Below are 14,166 nucleotides of genomic sequence, written 5' to 3'. Positions count from 1 at the left end.
CGATGAAAGCAGACTATATCCGAGTCGTCGGCTTCTCGATTGCGGCGCTTGTGTTGTGTGTTTGTGCGACGGTTGCATTGGCGGCTGGCGCGAGCGCCCAGGAAACCGGCAACGAGACGACGACGGACCAGGAGATTACCGAGCAGCTGGGCGACCTCGTGGTTCACTCCTACGCGTACGAGGATACTGACGACGGACCCGGCCGCTTCACTATCGACATGACCTGGACCGGCCGCGCCCCCGAGCAGGTGACGCTTACCGAGATGCTTGAACTCGACTCGGGCGGATCGACAGAAATCTCATTCCAGCAGCAGCGACTCGTGCCCGACCAACGGACGGAGATCACGATGAACGCCGAGGTTCGCAGCGGCGGGACGGCCGCTATTCTCGTGTCGACAAGCGAGAGCGTCGAGCGCGGCGAAGCCGTGGTTCTTCAAGACGGCGACCCGACCGAGCGGCCGAGCATCAAATTCAGAAATGTGGTCGTCGCTATCGGCCTCTCGTCGGCGCTGACTGGCGCGGGCGCGTTTATCGTGGTGCTGCGACGGAAGAACGACGAGAACCGAACCAAGGAGCGGATAGCATGACCGACCAAGACCACGATCTCGAAGACCGGGCGCTCGACGCGCTCGACTCGGTGAGACAGACGGCCGACGAGAACAGTCAAATCATCATCGGATTCCTGGGTGTGGTGGCGCTGTTGTCCCTCACGGGGATTATCAGCCTCTCGGTCCCCGCGTGGTGGCCACTCGTGCCCTGGATGATAGCAGCGGCGGCGGTGACGGCCGTCGGTGCTGGCATCTATATCTGGAAGCTCGTGCCCGAGGAGGAGGGCATCTTGTTGGTGTCACTCCGGGCCGACGAACCCGGCGGGGAAATATGGGAACTCTCAGAAGACGAGTTCGAGGCGATGGACACGGTGGGCGAACTCAACCAGTGGGACAACTCACCCCGTCGGGTCTACGAGGTGAGGGATTATCTCGATGACGCGAACCAAGCGCGGGCGAACTGGCGAGAGGCGAAACCCGCGAGTGCGATACTCTCGGAACGAACGCCGAGCGATGCAATGGAGCAAGTCGCAGAGTTGAGAGAAGTCTACGAACCTGAGGCGGCGAAGGCCAGGCGGTTACGGCGACGAATCCGGGGCATCGTTCGGCGGCTGGACCGCGAGCGAACTGAAGCCCGCGACCGGCAGCTTGACGAGGCGACCGGCCTGGAAGACATCGACGCCCCGACCATTGACGAGATTCTGAAGAAAGAACTCCCCGAAGACCTCCACCCGCATGCGGGTGGGGGGGACGACGTGGACGAGAAGACGAACGGACATCGAGATAATGCACAGTGGGAACTGCAACAGGAGGAGTTTGACGTGCTGCTCGACGAGGAAAGACCTCCGAGGGGGCTTTGAAAATGAGCAAACAATCAACATTCGTTTCGGCAGAGGTAGCAACCGAGCTTCGCGGCGAGAGTCCAGGCGACCACGTACGCGAGTGGGCGGGACTCGTCGACGACAAAGAAACATTGGAGCTTCTGAATTACCTGGAGACCGTCACGGACAAGCCCCTTATCGAGACGCAGATGGGACAGGAAATAATCCAGCGACAGGCGACGGAAACAATCGACGAGGCAATCCGAGCGGGCAACACTTCGCAGATGAAGCAAGTCCGTGGGATGACCAACCAGAACAGCGACGGTCACGACTTCTACGGCGAAGCTGCCGAACAACTCACTCACGAGGGCGCTATCGGTATCATGTTCGGACCACCAGGAGCCGGGAAGACTGCGACGACGCTAGACGTGGCGCTCGACTGGCGCGCCCGCACAGGCGGGTACGTCATCGGAAATACCTCATACAGCGGCTTCGACATGCAGTTTTCGAGCGACACTGAAATGCTCGAAGCGATGGGGTCCCTAGACGGTCCGGTTCTCGCACTCATTGATGAAGTTGCTCAGGAGTTGTCTGGATTCGGCGAAGGCTCGAAACGGGCTGAGGCGTTCTCTGACGCCCTGCTATTCATTCGGAAAAAAGAGGAGCGACACGGGCCGAATCCAAAGAAAGGCTCAGCCCTGCTCGTTGGTCACACCCGCCGAAAGGTCGCTAAGAGTATCCGCCGGGTGGCCTCGTTCGGTATCGAGAAACCGTTTCGAGGACAACCGGACAAGGCTCGGCTGCTGGACTCTGAGGGCGGGAAAGACGAGTGGGACGAAAGCGACATGTACCAGGGTCTGACCGACACCGCCGAAACGTACGCCGAATATGAACCGTCCGAGTTCGTCATCGAGGAAGCGTACAACGACGACGAAGGTGGGTCGTCGCTCGACCTCGACAAGATGAAGAAACAACAGGCGATTGAAACGGTGGTTCGGGCGAAGGTCAACCAGGAGATGACGTACGCCGAGATAGCCGGAGATGACGACTCTGATAACGAGGGCCTCGTCGAATACGGCTCCTACTGGTGTGGTGAACGATTCCGCGAGTGGAAAAACGGCGACCATGATTTTGTCGGAGTTGAGAGGCCGTGAATCGACCGACGGCAAGACGGAACAAACCGGGTGGGTGGATGGGTGCCCCCCGTGCAAATATATTTTTAGACGCACTCGCACGCGGGGGTTTACTGACCACTCTAAGGGGGCACTCGCGGCCGGGAAAACCTGGGTGGAGAAAGAAAAAATGGCTCCTGTATTGGACACTCGCGGTTCTCAGAATCTACACAAAACACAACACAAAATGGTGACTTCATGCTGAAAAAATACGCTCTCGTGGCGCTGGCGGCGGTCGTCGTGCTGGCGCTGCTCGACGTTGAGACGGGGGTACAGATACTCGACCAACTGATTCAAGCAGTGCCCGACGGGTGGCTCAGAGAGGTGACTGGGCTGTGACCAGGCGAGAACACGACGGACCACCGGAAACGGTCGTCGACAAGCTCGCTCGCCGGGCGTGGCGCGGCTTCAGCGACTTTCTCAGAAAGATTCTTGGACGGTACTACGCTCCATTTTCTCGGAATCTCATAGCTCTCGTGCTCCTGATTGGGGGGCTGGGCGGTTACGGACTCCTCGCCGGCGTCGAAGGCTCGGAACAACTCTTGTTGGTTGCTTCACTCCTCCTCGTCGCAACGCTCTGGGCTCTCTATCGGATTGAACAACGTTGGAGGGACACAGATGGGTGACAGCCGACGCTCGCCGGGCTTCTACGGCGCGCGTGTCGAGTCGTGGGTACTGGACCACTACGACCTTGAACGGAACTACGACGAGATACACGGCGCTCGGATGGATGCTGAGGTTCCTGAGAACGGACAGCCTGTCGAAATCAAAGCAGTGGCGAGGAATCGCCGGGGCGGTCGTGCTGACCAGTCTCGGTTCAAAATCTGGCGAGACCAACACGCGGCGCTAGCGAAAGCGAACGGGTACTATGTGTTCGTCGTCTACCAGCTCCAGGCCGACGGCATCCGAGTCACGAACTCTCGAAGCGTCCGCGCTGGGTCGCTGAACATCGACTGGTACGGCGAGACCCAGCCGCGCGGCACGGAACAAGCAGAACTCCCGGCAAGCGAGCTGTTCTAAAAAATAGACGACGGTGCGACTTACTCGACGCTCTGCCAGTGGTGCTTGACGTGCAGATACCAGAAGCCAGCGAGCCCGGCGTAGAGCATGACCGGCTCGACGAGCTCACTCACTCCTGACCACCCCCCGCGCGCGGGTGGGGGGTGTCGGTCCCCCAAAATCGGGCGTCGAGGTGGGTCTGATCCAGGTCGACAAGGTGCTCGGCGGCGCGGGCGTCGACCGCGCTCATGTGGTCGGTGTCGAGCTCGGTCTCACAGGTCATTCTGAACCCCCGTTTCGCTACGTTCCCGTCTCGTCGTTGCAATCACCAGCTTCGAGCGGGGAAACAATCCTGGCCGCGAGAAGCTCAAGCTATGAGATTGTTTCTATGACAGGCTCTAGTGTTTCTATAACGCAAGAGGAATTGTAGTGCGACCAACCACCGATAAAGGCAAGTGATAATGAGTAAATTATGAATATATGGCAGGGAAATTCGCTCGGTTTCTTGAGGAAGAAATCAAAGGTGAAACTATTCTCATAGCAGTCCCGAAAGATGAGGCAGACGACACAGTGACTATCAAAAGTAACTGGCTCAAGGGAAATAATGGGTTAGAAGACGCAGTTCGGTCAATTCTGCAAGACCGGCTTGTTGACAAACAAGAAATTATCAACGGAGACAGTGCAGTGCTCCGAAGGGACGCGATTATCGAGTCACTTCGAACATCGAATATGGGGCAAATGAGTACTATCACCGACGATGATACCGCAGAAGCACTCCTCGAATATTTTATTTCTGAAGAAGTGTTTTCAACCAACGAGGATGGTGTAGTTGTTCTCCATGATCCCCACCAATTTGAAGGACTACCATCAACTACCGTCAAATACAGAAGTCGTTGCTGGGCGGCAAATATTGAATCCTATATCGATTTTTTTAATTCTATAGACCAAATGATTGATGGTATTTATCAGGGATATAAACAAAGATATGTTAATAGATCCTCACTAACCGGGAGTTCAACTGGATATGACGATCAATTACCTCGATTTATCAAGCGATTCAAAGCAGCTAAAGGTGTCAATGAAACCCGTTCAAGCGAAATGCAAAAGCAGGTCATAAAGGGAATTAACGATATAGAGAAAGAAAGCCTAACTACCACAATACAAGATATATCAGAACTTATCAAACTATACGATAGTTTTGAACCAATCTTAGACCCCGAAAGATTTGCAACCGATTGTGAATCATACGAACAATTAATTAAAGAGACAAACGATGTAATCTTAGACGATCTTGTAACAGATCCACCATTGCCGGTAGAAGAGTTAGGTGATGCAGAAGAATTGTCCGAGGCCGTTGATCAAATGTTCGAGGAACTGGGCGACCCAAATTCACCTATAGAAGACGGGTCTAAGAGCGACGATTCAGGCGACTTACGTTTAGAATGAATTGAATGTGTGGAAAGTTGAACTGTAATAGGCACGGACAGACTGGCGATTAAAGTTTACCTGTTAGAGTGAAATATCGGGCCGGAAATAGCATACCAAATCGATAGAGATAGATAAGAACTAATTCCCAAGTGCTGCTAGCTTCATTGTGGAGTCAGCAGTCCCACCCATTTTTTCACCAATCTTACGCGGAACCGTCCGCTCACTGCCGTCTGTAGACTCACTCATCGTCGGACCCTTCCGTTCCCGGCTCGACTGACCGCTGAGTGTCTTACTAGTATTCGTACATTCCTAAACGCCGTACAAGATGGAGGGCACGAGTCTTGCAAAGCGAGCGTGTGGTTGTCGTCGCCCGGGAGTGGTCGGTCAACGCGAGAGAGGGAAGCGCTGGCACCGAGCCCTCATTGCGCCAGCAGTGGTCTCGGTGATCCAGCGGTTACGTGCCAGAGAGCCAAAGCCTGGCTATTGGTCGCCAAGATCGTCGTCAGTCCACCGCTTCAGGAAGTACACTGCGCCGCTGAGCCCGGCGACTGCTCCGCCAATCCCAAATCCGGGGCCGGAGTTATCGCTATTGTTCTCGCTGCCGGTTGAGTCTCCGCCGTCTCCGGGTTCCTCGGAGTCAGTATCGCCGTCGGGAGTCTCGTCGGCCTCCGTGGGACTCTTTGTGGTATCGGTCTCATCGGTATCATTACTCTCGCTGTCGTTGTCAGTCGCCGTGGAATCGTTCTCGCCGTTGGGATTCTCGTCGGCCTCCGTGGGATTCTTTGAGGTATCAGTCTCATCGGTATCATTACTCTCGCTGTCGCTGTCAGTCGCCGTGGAATCGTTCTCGCCTTCGCCAGTGCTCGTGTCTCCATTCCCGTTCGCCTTAATCGCGTACAGGTTGCTGTCAAAGCTGCCGACGAAGACTGTCCCATCCGCTACTGTCGGTGACGACCAAACAGTATCGCCGGTTTCGAAGGCCCACTGTTCGTCGCCTGTCTCGGCATCCACCGCGTACAGGTTGCTGTCAGCGCTGCCGACGAAGACTGTCCGATCCGCTACTGTCGGTGACGACCGAACCCAATAACCCGTTTCGAAGGACCACTGTTCGTCGCCTGTCTCGGCATCCACCGCGTACAGATAGGCGGCACTGCTGCCGACGAAGACTGTCCCATCCGCTACTGTCGGTGATGAATTAACCTGTCCGCTGGCTCTGAAGGCCCACTGTTCGTCGCCTGTCTCAGCATCCACCGCGTACAGCTTGCCGTCACGGCTGCCGACGAAGACTGCCCCATCCGCTACTGTCGGCGATGACTCAACCGGAGAGCCAGTTTCGAAAGCCCACTGTTCGTCGCCTGTCTCGGCATCCACCGCGTACAGGTGGTTGTCATGGCTGCCGACGAAGACTGTCCCATCCACTACTGTCGGTGACGACCGAACCTGATCGCCGGTTTCGAAGGTCCACTGTTCGTCGCCTGTCTCGGCATCCACCGCGTACAGGTTGCTGTCAGCGCTGCCGACGAAGACTGTCCCATCCACTACTGTCGGTGACGACCAAAACCCATCGCCGGTTTCGAAAGCCCACTGTTCGTCGCCTGTCTCAGCATCCACCGCGTACAGGTTGCTGTCAAAGCTACCGACGAAGACTGTCCCATCCACTACTGTCGGTGACGAGAAAACACTACCGTCAGTTTCGAAGGTCCACTGTTCGTCGCCTGTCTCGGCATCCACCGCGTACAGGTTGCTGTCATAGTTGCCGACGAAGACTGTCCCATCCGCTACTGTCGGTGACGAACGTATATAACCGCCAGTTTCGAAGCTCCATAGCACCCTGTCAGCAGTTTGAGCACCAACTGATCCACTTCCCAGGGTGGCCACAAGGCCGGCCATGCCAACTGTTTCCAGCACTGTTCTACGTGAGACAGCCAGCGTATGACGGGGTGTTTCAGTCATATATTATGATTTCACACATTAGTTGAAATAGATGGTGTGACAGGCGGTGTTCAGATAAGGATTGAAAGGCGAGGCGGAGCGTTTTTTGAGTGCCTATGTCCAAAAACATCCGCCTCAGCGGTAGTATCGACCAGATCGACTTAGAGTTTATTGAACGCGAAGCGACACCGCGATTTCTGATGAAGCTCAGTATTCAACTGCATATTGCTGGATTATCGCTTTCGAATACTGTTTCTATTCTCGAAATATTTGGTGTCGAACGTGCACGTTCTACAGTTCACAACTGGGTTCACAAGGCAGATCTACAGCCCGAAGACGGACAAAATCCGGATCACGTTGCGGTCGACGAAACCGTGATCCAACTCAATGACGAGCAGTACTGGCTGTACGCCGCTGTCGATCCAGCAACGAACAAATTACTGCATACAAAGCTTGAACCAACGAGAACGAACGTTCTTTCTCACGCATTCTTTGCCGAACTTCGTGAGAAACACGACGTCGACGACGCGGTGTTTCTCATCGATGGCGCACCGCAACTGAAAGACGCCTGCTCTCGGCACGGCCTCGATTTCAGATACGAACGCCATGGAAATCGGAATAGCGTCGAACGTGTCTTTCGTGAGGTGAAACGACGAACATATTCGTTTTCAAACTGTTTCAGCAACGCCGAAGCAGACACAGCTGACGACTGGCTCAGATCATTTAGTTTCGCATGGAATCAGCTTATCTGAACACTACCGTGTGACAAACGCTAACTCTCTTCCCATAGTTTTGCAAGAGAGACGCTCTGAGGGACGCAGTAGAACGGAGTCTGTGTGACACTGACTAAATGCTCTGGCTGTAGAAGCCCTCTAAAACTAAACCGATAGGTATTCTCTCTTTTTACGGTGCCACTCACGCTCTGACGCTCTGCACGGCAGTTCTAATAAATCACTGACAGGTCTGTCCTGTCATCGGTCACTACCGTCTGTAGACTGACCGGTCATGCTGTGGCCTCCGCGGGCTCGCCGTCGGTCTGGTGGTCCATCGGCCGAACTCCGATCCATACCTCCGACATTCCCCAGCCAATCGTCACGTATCCCTGCCGTTCCAGCGGCTTGATGAGCTTGTCGACGACACTATCTTTCGGGATTTGCTTCGAGTATAGCAGGCTCTCTGCTTCTTCCATCCGCATTTTCGGGCGGGACCGGTGCTCGGCGAACACTTCCTCGTGGAGCGTCTGATAGGCGGCTGCTAGCTCGTCATCGTCGGGTAGGTCGGCGGCGGGGCCACCGACGTTAGTCTTCTTCCGAATCTCGTCTTCGACCAGCTCGCGGAGTTTCTCGCTCCGATTCATTCCTTCTCTGTCGGCGATCTCGTCGAGCGCGTCGATAGCGTCTGATGAACACCCGAAGGATATTCGGCTGTCCGGGTTCCAGTCCATCGTCATATTATCGACCCCCCGATTTGCATATCTTGCATACGCCGTGAATACGCAGACGGCGCGGCGAGACGGTATTCGTATGCACACCCGTGGGGGTTCTACGAAAGAGGGGGTATCGCGGGTGGGTGTTCGCGTGTGATGCTCCGAAGCCCTCGGAACCGTACCCCGCATGCGGGTGGGGGGTTCGGCGGGTCATCGTTGACCACCGTCCGTGTAGGCAACACCGTTGTCGACCTTCTGGCGTGCTCGGCCAAGAAGGTTCCCAACAGTGCCGGGGCTGCGGTCTGTGAGGCGGGCGTACTCGCGGACGCCAGCGTCTCCGAGGTCGCAGGTGAGGTACGCGTCGAGCTCGGCGCTCGTGAGGCCGTCGACGGCCTCCTCCTCGACGGCGTGCCGATGCTCGCCGAAGCGCAGCCAGCGCGGGGGCATCTCGTACTCGCGGCCGGTCTGCCGGTGGGTGACGACGATCTCCCCGCGGACCCACTGCCACCACAGAGAGGCGACGTGGGCGCACCAGTCGCGGTAATGATAGCCGGCGCAGGGACATCTGGCGCGAAGCCGGGCACCGTCGAGCACAAACACAACACGGTGAGGCTTGCTCGACTCCTCCAGGTAGACCATGCGCTCGGCGTCGTTGAGAGGACCTCCCTCGTCAGCCTCGGTCTGGGCGCGTTCCCAGCTCGTCGAGAACTCGAACTCGTCGGGGAACCGAAGCGGCGACGGCTCGCCGAGTTGCTCGTCGACGGCGTCGGTGTCGGCGGACCACTCGAAGGTGGAACTCACGACAGAACACCTCCCGACTCTGATACTAGACGACTAGACAGCCTGACACCCCTAAGAGTCGGAGACTGCACAGAGTCGCCTAGGCTGGTGAATCGCCGGGAGACTCTGAAACAGTAAGGCTCTAAACATATCAGGGTCTTTAGATTGGAGTGTAATATCACTACGCCACCAATAGTAATAAATTTGTCAGGATTGCGGGGGAGACTCAGCAATTTTGTTGCTTACGATAGGTTATAATAGGAATAGCACCGGTCTTCCAGAGGGTGCTCTTTCTTCCGGTGGATGAACTAGATTGAAGGGGATAGGAAGCGACCACAACGTATGGCCACGGACCCAGATGTCGACACATCTCGGACTGTTGTCCAGGTATACGTCCCGGCCTATCAGCGCGAAATGTGGGACGAACACGCCGATGAACTCGATATGAGCAGAAGTGAGTTCGTCAAGACGATGGTGCAGGCTGGACGCAGGGGATTTGGGGGTGAGCCTGCTGTCGAGAGCCACCAGGACAGCGAGGCGGGCGGCGAGCAACGCTCCGATTCCAGCCTCCGGGCCCAGATACTCGAGATTCTCGACGAACAGGACTGTCTGTCGTGGGACGAGCTGCTGGCAGCGGTGACGGGGGATATCGAGACACAACTTGAGGAGACTCTCCAGGAACTACAGGAGAGTGGGTCTGTTCGATACAGCGGACGTGACGGAGGATACGTCCTCGAATCTGAGAAAGACACATGAGCAACACGAGTACCCAGCAGTCGAGTACTCAAGACCACGTGGAGTACTTCCTCGACGACATCCGATACCAGGGGAAATCACCACGCACACAGGCCGCCTACGAGCGAGTTCTCCGCGATTTCGAGACGTACCTCTCTTCCCGAGACCTCTCGCTCAGTGGAGCCAACCACCGAGACTGCATGGCGTACATCCACCAACTACGCGGAGAGGTCGCGTCGAGTACTGTGGCAACATACGCATCCTATCTCCATCGATTTTACGACTACATGACCAGAGTCGACGTGTTCGATAACAATCCGATGGCGATTGTTGTCGAAGAACTCGACGAATCGATCAACACAGACCCCACCAGGCGGGATATTTCGGTCACTGCGATGCGATCATTTCTCGAAAGCGCCACACATCCTCTAGACAGAGCCGTGCTGATGATGCTCTTGAAGACAGGCATCAGGGCCGGTGAGCTGTGTAATTTGGATACACGCGACGTATTCCTCGCCGAGTCGCCGATTGAATCCACACACAGGCCACGACTAGATGGACGACCAGATTCGCTGTACATCGACAGCGCGCCCGCAAACGGCACAGTGTACAACGGCGAACGCCGGTCGGCCTCAAACAAGCGAAAACGGGCGACAACAATTCCCGTCGACGATGAGTTGCAGGCGGTCCTCACTGAGTGGCTGGCCGCCCGGCCGGACCCCGTCTCGGATGCAGACCCACTGTTTGTCAGCACGAGCGACGACTGGGGCAAGCGACTCTCTCCTGCCATGGTTCACCACCTTATCGAAACACACGCTCGAGAGTACGGCTGGTACCGGGAGGGCGGCGGTCCCGAAGAGAACGTCACCCCACACTACTTCCGCCATTTCTTCACGACACATCTCCGTGACAGGACCGGTGACCGCGGCGTCGTCAAGTACCTTCGCGGCGATGTCGCGAAGGACGTTATCGATACCTACACCCACGACTGGGGCAACCGGGTCCGGGAAGAGTATAGGGACAATATCTACTCACTTTTGTGAGAGTGGTACGAAAGCAGTTTGCCAATAGCTCCTCTGTTCGATTACCCAGTAAACTATATATTGATATATCAAATGGTCTTGTCCCTGATGTCACAGGTTCGGCAAATCAATCACTACAAATAATTAGATTTTTTATATGTCCGACGGGGTGAAGTGTAGAGTATGTTTCAGGCCGAGTCGTTTCCATATGCTGCTGTTGACGGCCATCAAATCATCGAACTTCCGTATGTCGGAGAAGAGACGAGTATGGTCGTGATTCTTCCGGCTGATGGGGAGTTCGAAACATTTGAAGACGAACTGGATGTTGATCGCATAGACACTTTGCTGGCCGAACTCAACAGTGAATACGGGACGATTGAACTCCCTCGAACTCGCAACGTCGTATGGGCTTCCCGAGGTGCTCGAAGATTTGGGTATGGGAGTATCGTTTACACGCGATGCAGAATTCAGCGGAATGGTTGAGGGCGGAGGATTATGGATTGATAATACCCTTCACGACGCATTTGTTGCCATCGACGAAGAAGGGACGGAGGCCGCAGCCGCAACTGCCGTTATTGGGGCCGACTCCGGGCCACCACCAGAGGAGTTCGAGATGGTTGTTGATCGGCCGTTTCTGTTCCTGATCCGTGACCGGCCAACCGATGCGGTTCTTTTCCTTGACCGTGTAGTCGAGACCCCCGATAATCCCAACTGACCACGCTCACTTCGTAGCTATAGTGAGTGGTAGTTTTACGAGAGAAAATATCTACAGAGGAGGATTTCAACAGAGCCAGTTAGGTAGATAGTTATCTCATACTTCTCAGGAAAACTTATTTACCAATTTATCTGCATATAGCTAGTATGAAGCGCCGGACTATCCTTGCGGGTGCTACAGCGATGATAGGGTTTGGTGGGTGTTTATCCTCGCAAAACGAAAATACCCCCCAAGCCGAAAGCCCCTCCCCAACCGAGAGTCCCTCCTGTGAGATTGCGTGTTTCGAGTTTACTCACGAAGCCTGGGACGACGCTCCCGACTGGTTAACTATCAAACACACAGAGGGCCGAGATCTTCCAGCAGAGGACGTCTTCATCACGAATGTCGTCGTTGAGTATAGTGGAAATCTCGAAACTGAATCGGAACAGGTCATTGAGACTGTCGCCTGGCACGAAGTCGACGATGAGGTCGTCCCCTCCGATGGAATCGCTGGCGAAAGGGTTCGAGTCGATATTGACCCTCAACGGGTCGTGAACGTTCTCTGGCGAACTAAAAACGAAGAGCATGTCCTTGACGGAATTTCGTCATACGGATACGATTAGCAATAAGGTATCTACCGTTGTCCTGACTGATTTCGACCAATAATTCTAAATTCCACGTCCATTTTCACCCCACGATCTGTCCAGGCTTGAGGGAGGGTAAGGCGTCGCTTAGTACTTCGATGGACCGTCTGAATGGGTTTAGTGAATCGTAGGATTTAGAGACTCCGCTGGCCGTAACTACTGTCTCAGGCGAACTGTCCCCTGTGATCTGCGTACGTAGAGTGGCCGAATCCATTGGTATCACGTTACCACAAACGGTTCAATGTCTCAATGGAGTTTTTATTAGAGAAAGTAAGGAAACGATAGTTGGTTCTGTATATTCTAACCAGGGATTATTTCTCACCTCGCGTTTCATTGTATATATGGGATCTCTCGACGAGACTGACATCGAAATTTTGCGGCTCCTCAGTCACGATGCCCGGCGGACGATCACCAACATCGCCGAGGAGGTGGAAATGTCTGGTCCTGCCGTCGCCGACCGCATCGACCGGTTACAGGATGCGGGGATTATCAATCGGTTCACCGTCGAACTCGACCGGACACAGCTGGGAGCAGGTGCGCAGATTTTCGTCCAACTCGATCCCGGAAATTCGTTCAATCAGCTCCGGTCTCGTCTTGACGGCGCCGACGCAGTCGAGCACGTGATGGTTACTGCCGACGGAGAACTCTGGTTCAACGCACGGGCAGAGGTTCACAACGTCCACTCGTGGCTCACCGCGCTGCTGGAGCCCGCAGACGATGCGGAGTACAGCGTCACCCTCATCGACGAGATCGAGTGGCAGCCATCGCTCGATGGAACCGATTTCGCTCTCACGTGTTCGGAATGCGGGAACACCGTCGACAACGAGGGTGAGTCTGAGTGGATCGACGACCGGATGTATCACTTCTGCTGTTCGACCTGCCAGAATCAGTTCAAAGCCCAACTGGATGAGCTCAAAGAGGGTGTCTGAATGGCTTGAAGCTCAAGATACTGAGCACTACTGGTCTTGAGATACCATTAGAGGAGGAATATCGGTACCTGCTAACCGGCGCGCAAGCCGGCGAAAATACCTAGTCTTGATGATACAGAGGAACCCCGCATCAGTTTGTTTATGGGAGTTCGATCGTGCTTCCGACGCCGACGGAACGGAACGCATCCGGTAGACGTTCCGAGAGAATCTTCTCGGCTTGGAAGCCAGTGCAGTGAGTGCCGGCGAAGAGCTCAAGTTTGCCTTCTAACCAATCCGCAAGACCGTGGATCTCACTCTTATCACAGGCGACGAGATGGGTACCGCCGATGACGTGGCGAACCTCTTGCCCGGTGACTGATTCGGCATGTTCAATAGTATTTCGTAGGCCTGCATGACAGCACCCGAGGATGAGTGCGGTACCGCCGGTGGTTTTCACAGCAACCGACTGATCGTCGGGTACGGTATCCTCGATAAGTTCGCCGTTTTCTTCACGCAGATGGACTGGATTGCCGGCGTGAGTTCGCGGAATCTCACCGAGTGCAAACACCCTCTCGCTCACCTCTACGGGGTCACGGTGTTCGACGATGTCGGCGCCTGTCGCGATTTCGGACCGAGAGTACGGGATTCCAATATGGATCGGCTCTTCGAGTGTCCGACCGTCCGCTGGTTCCCGGATAAACCGTTCGTTCCAAACGTCGGGATGGCAGTACACCGTCGGGCTCTCGAACGGATCGAGGAAAGCGTCGAGACCTTTGGTATGATCGTAGTGGGCGTGGCTCAACACGATGTCATCGAACTCCGTACCCACGTCAAGCAACCGGGCATTCTCGAGCGCGGCAGTGGATTGGCCAGTATCGAACAGCACGTCGCCGACCGCAGCCGCGAACCCCCATTCACCACGCAGACCTTTCGGTATCCCAGTTGCAACCGTGTTATCGGCTAAAATCGTGACGTTCATAGCTAGTTGCCTAGCATTGATCGGTATATTTCGTCACGGCCGGCACGCTTAGAGTGCTGTTCACAGAGTAGGTCCGTT

At 55.3% G+C, this 14,166-nt stretch carries 17 protein-coding genes and 1 pseudogene; 13 read left to right on the top strand and 5 right to left on the bottom strand.

Annotation, left to right across the window (positions count from 1 at the left end):
* Nucleotides 1–2: 2 nt before the first annotated feature.
* The 6 genes from OSC37_RS02170 (at nucleotide 3) to OSC37_RS02145 (ending at nucleotide 3,561) form a co-directional block, all read left to right on the top strand.
* Nucleotides 3–587, top strand: coding sequence for a DUF8063 family protein (locus OSC37_RS02170; RefSeq protein ID WP_267162964.1), 585 nt, complete (start codon nucleotides 3–5; stop codon nucleotides 585–587).
* Complete coding sequence (locus OSC37_RS02165) at nucleotides 584–1,408, top strand: DUF8125 domain-containing protein (protein WP_267162963.1); 825 nt, start codon at nucleotides 584–586, stop codon at nucleotides 1,406–1,408. Before OSC37_RS02170 ends, OSC37_RS02165 begins: the two co-directional genes overlap by 4 nt.
* A 2-nt stretch (nucleotides 1,409–1,410) precedes the next feature.
* On the top strand, nucleotides 1,411–2,523 hold the full coding sequence (locus OSC37_RS02160; protein ID WP_267162962.1) for a hypothetical protein: 1,113 nt from the start codon (nucleotides 1,411–1,413) through the stop codon (nucleotides 2,521–2,523).
* A 216-nt stretch (nucleotides 2,524–2,739) separates the two neighbouring features.
* The gene (locus OSC37_RS02155) at nucleotides 2,740–2,880 is read left to right on the top strand and encodes a hypothetical protein (protein WP_267162961.1); all 141 of its coding nucleotides are present in this window, start codon (nucleotides 2,740–2,742) and stop codon (nucleotides 2,878–2,880) included.
* Nucleotides 2,877–3,167: a hypothetical protein gene (locus OSC37_RS02150; protein WP_267162960.1), complete on the top strand. Its 291-nt coding sequence runs from the start codon at nucleotides 2,877–2,879 to the stop codon at nucleotides 3,165–3,167. The genes OSC37_RS02155 and OSC37_RS02150 overlap by 4 nt, the downstream gene beginning before the upstream one ends.
* Nucleotides 3,160–3,561 (top strand): PD-(D/E)XK family putative nuclease, encoded by a 402-nt coding sequence (locus OSC37_RS02145; RefSeq protein ID WP_267162959.1) that lies wholly within the window; start codon nucleotides 3,160–3,162, stop codon nucleotides 3,559–3,561. The genes OSC37_RS02150 and OSC37_RS02145 overlap by 8 nt, the downstream gene beginning before the upstream one ends.
* Before the next feature lie 109 nt (nucleotides 3,562–3,670).
* Here OSC37_RS02145 and OSC37_RS02140 read toward each other — a convergent pair whose 3' ends face one another.
* Nucleotides 3,671–3,823, bottom strand: a complete 153-nt coding sequence (locus tag OSC37_RS02140) for a hypothetical protein (protein WP_267162958.1) — start codon at nucleotides 3,821–3,823, stop codon at nucleotides 3,671–3,673.
* 197 nt (nucleotides 3,824–4,020) lie between these two features.
* Between OSC37_RS02140 and OSC37_RS02135 the strand changes: the two genes are divergently transcribed.
* Entirely contained in the window at nucleotides 4,021–4,986 is a 966-nt protein-coding gene (locus tag OSC37_RS02135) for a hypothetical protein (protein WP_267162957.1), read from the top strand.
* Between the two features lie 462 nt (nucleotides 4,987–5,448).
* Here the strand turns inward: OSC37_RS02135 and OSC37_RS02130 are convergent, their stop codons facing one another.
* Nucleotides 5,449–6,921 carry a beta-alanine-activating enzyme beta-propeller domain-containing protein gene (locus OSC37_RS02130; RefSeq protein ID WP_267162956.1) on the bottom strand — a complete coding sequence of 491 codons (1,473 nt, stop codon included), beginning with the start codon at nucleotides 6,919–6,921 and terminating at the stop codon, nucleotides 5,449–5,451.
* Nucleotides 6,922–7,016: 95 nt separating this feature from the next.
* Between OSC37_RS02130 and OSC37_RS02125 the strand changes: the two genes are divergently transcribed.
* On the top strand, nucleotides 7,017–7,652 hold the full coding sequence (locus OSC37_RS02125) for an IS6 family transposase (RefSeq protein ID WP_267161604.1): 636 nt from the start codon (nucleotides 7,017–7,019) through the stop codon (nucleotides 7,650–7,652).
* A gap of 251 nt (nucleotides 7,653–7,903) precedes the next feature.
* Here the strand turns inward: OSC37_RS02125 and OSC37_RS02120 are convergent, their stop codons facing one another.
* Both OSC37_RS02120 and OSC37_RS02115 read right to left on the bottom strand, forming a co-directional pair.
* Nucleotides 7,904–8,350, bottom strand: a complete 447-nt coding sequence (locus OSC37_RS02120; protein WP_267162955.1) for a ribbon-helix-helix domain-containing protein — start codon at nucleotides 8,348–8,350, stop codon at nucleotides 7,904–7,906.
* Between the two features lie 186 nt (nucleotides 8,351–8,536).
* Nucleotides 8,537–9,127 carry an RNA polymerase sigma factor sigma-70 region 4 domain-containing protein gene (locus OSC37_RS02115; RefSeq protein WP_267162954.1) on the bottom strand — a complete coding sequence of 197 codons (591 nt, stop codon included), beginning with the start codon at nucleotides 9,125–9,127 and terminating at the stop codon, nucleotides 8,537–8,539.
* Nucleotides 9,128–9,448: 321 nt separating this feature from the next.
* Between OSC37_RS02115 and OSC37_RS02110 the strand changes: the two genes are divergently transcribed.
* The 5 genes and pseudogenes from OSC37_RS02110 (at nucleotide 9,449) to OSC37_RS02090 (ending at nucleotide 13,130) form a co-directional block, all read left to right on the top strand.
* A complete protein-coding gene (locus tag OSC37_RS02110; protein WP_267162953.1) occupies nucleotides 9,449–9,862 on the top strand; it encodes a DUF5805 domain-containing protein in 414 nt (137 codons plus the stop codon).
* The gene (locus OSC37_RS02105; protein ID WP_267162952.1) at nucleotides 9,859–10,884 is read left to right on the top strand and encodes a tyrosine-type recombinase/integrase; all 1,026 of its coding nucleotides are present in this window, start codon (nucleotides 9,859–9,861) and stop codon (nucleotides 10,882–10,884) included. Before OSC37_RS02110 ends, OSC37_RS02105 begins: the two co-directional genes overlap by 4 nt.
* 162 nt (nucleotides 10,885–11,046) lie before the next feature.
* Nucleotides 11,047–11,578 (top strand): annotated as a pseudogene (locus tag OSC37_RS02100) (serpin family protein).
* Between the two features lie 146 nt (nucleotides 11,579–11,724).
* Nucleotides 11,725–12,180 (top strand): hypothetical protein, encoded by a 456-nt coding sequence (locus OSC37_RS02095; RefSeq protein ID WP_267162950.1) that lies wholly within the window; start codon nucleotides 11,725–11,727, stop codon nucleotides 12,178–12,180.
* Between the two features lie 362 nt (nucleotides 12,181–12,542).
* Complete coding sequence (locus OSC37_RS02090; protein ID WP_267162949.1) at nucleotides 12,543–13,130, top strand: AsnC family transcriptional regulator; 588 nt, start codon at nucleotides 12,543–12,545, stop codon at nucleotides 13,128–13,130.
* A 139-nt stretch (nucleotides 13,131–13,269) separates the two neighbouring features.
* Here OSC37_RS02090 and OSC37_RS02085 read toward each other — a convergent pair whose 3' ends face one another.
* Nucleotides 13,270–14,088 (bottom strand): MBL fold metallo-hydrolase, encoded by an 819-nt coding sequence (locus OSC37_RS02085; protein ID WP_267162948.1) that lies wholly within the window; start codon nucleotides 14,086–14,088, stop codon nucleotides 13,270–13,272.
* Nucleotides 14,089–14,166: the final 78 nt, after the last annotated feature.

Origin of the sequence: Halovenus salina (assembly GCF_026410925.1) — an archaeon.
GTDB lineage: Archaea > Halobacteriota > Halobacteria > Halobacteriales > Haloarculaceae > Halovenus > Halovenus salina.
The sequence above is the reverse complement of the archived record's forward strand: the minus strand, read 5'-3'. Positions and strand labels throughout refer to the sequence as shown.

What these genes read in the sequence shown, in the direction of transcription:
- OSC37_RS02155 (WP_267162961.1), top strand. Translation starts at nt 2,740, where the DNA reads ATGCTGAAAAAATACGCTCTCGTGGCGCTGGCGGCGGTCGTCGTGCTG.
- OSC37_RS02145 (WP_267162959.1), top strand. Translation starts at nt 3,160, where the DNA reads ATGGGTGACAGCCGACGCTCGCCGGGCTTCTACGGCGCGCGTGTCGAG.
- OSC37_RS02140 (WP_267162958.1), bottom strand. Translation starts at nt 3,823, where the DNA reads ATGACCTGTGAGACCGAGCTCGACACCGACCACATGAGCGCGGTCGAC.
- OSC37_RS02105 (WP_267162952.1), top strand. Translation starts at nt 9,859, where the DNA reads ATGAGCAACACGAGTACCCAGCAGTCGAGTACTCAAGACCACGTGGAG.
- OSC37_RS02170 (WP_267162964.1), top strand. Translation starts at nt 3, where the DNA reads ATGAAAGCAGACTATATCCGAGTCGTCGGCTTCTCGATTGCGGCGCTT.
- OSC37_RS02125 (WP_267161604.1), top strand. Translation starts at nt 7,017, where the DNA reads ATGTCCAAAAACATCCGCCTCAGCGGTAGTATCGACCAGATCGACTTA.
- OSC37_RS02090 (WP_267162949.1), top strand. Translation starts at nt 12,543, where the DNA reads ATGGGATCTCTCGACGAGACTGACATCGAAATTTTGCGGCTCCTCAGT.
- OSC37_RS02110 (WP_267162953.1), top strand. Translation starts at nt 9,449, where the DNA reads ATGGCCACGGACCCAGATGTCGACACATCTCGGACTGTTGTCCAGGTA.
- OSC37_RS02135 (WP_267162957.1), top strand. Translation starts at nt 4,021, where the DNA reads ATGGCAGGGAAATTCGCTCGGTTTCTTGAGGAAGAAATCAAAGGTGAA.
- OSC37_RS02130 (WP_267162956.1), bottom strand. Translation starts at nt 6,921, where the DNA reads ATGACTGAAACACCCCGTCATACGCTGGCTGTCTCACGTAGAACAGTG.
- OSC37_RS02165 (WP_267162963.1), top strand. Translation starts at nt 584, where the DNA reads ATGACCGACCAAGACCACGATCTCGAAGACCGGGCGCTCGACGCGCTC.
- OSC37_RS02160 (WP_267162962.1), top strand. Translation starts at nt 1,411, where the DNA reads ATGAGCAAACAATCAACATTCGTTTCGGCAGAGGTAGCAACCGAGCTT.
- OSC37_RS02120 (WP_267162955.1), bottom strand. Translation starts at nt 8,350, where the DNA reads ATGACGATGGACTGGAACCCGGACAGCCGAATATCCTTCGGGTGTTCA.
- OSC37_RS02095 (WP_267162950.1), top strand. Translation starts at nt 11,725, where the DNA reads ATGAAGCGCCGGACTATCCTTGCGGGTGCTACAGCGATGATAGGGTTT.
- OSC37_RS02085 (WP_267162948.1), bottom strand. Translation starts at nt 14,088, where the DNA reads ATGAACGTCACGATTTTAGCCGATAACACGGTTGCAACTGGGATACCG.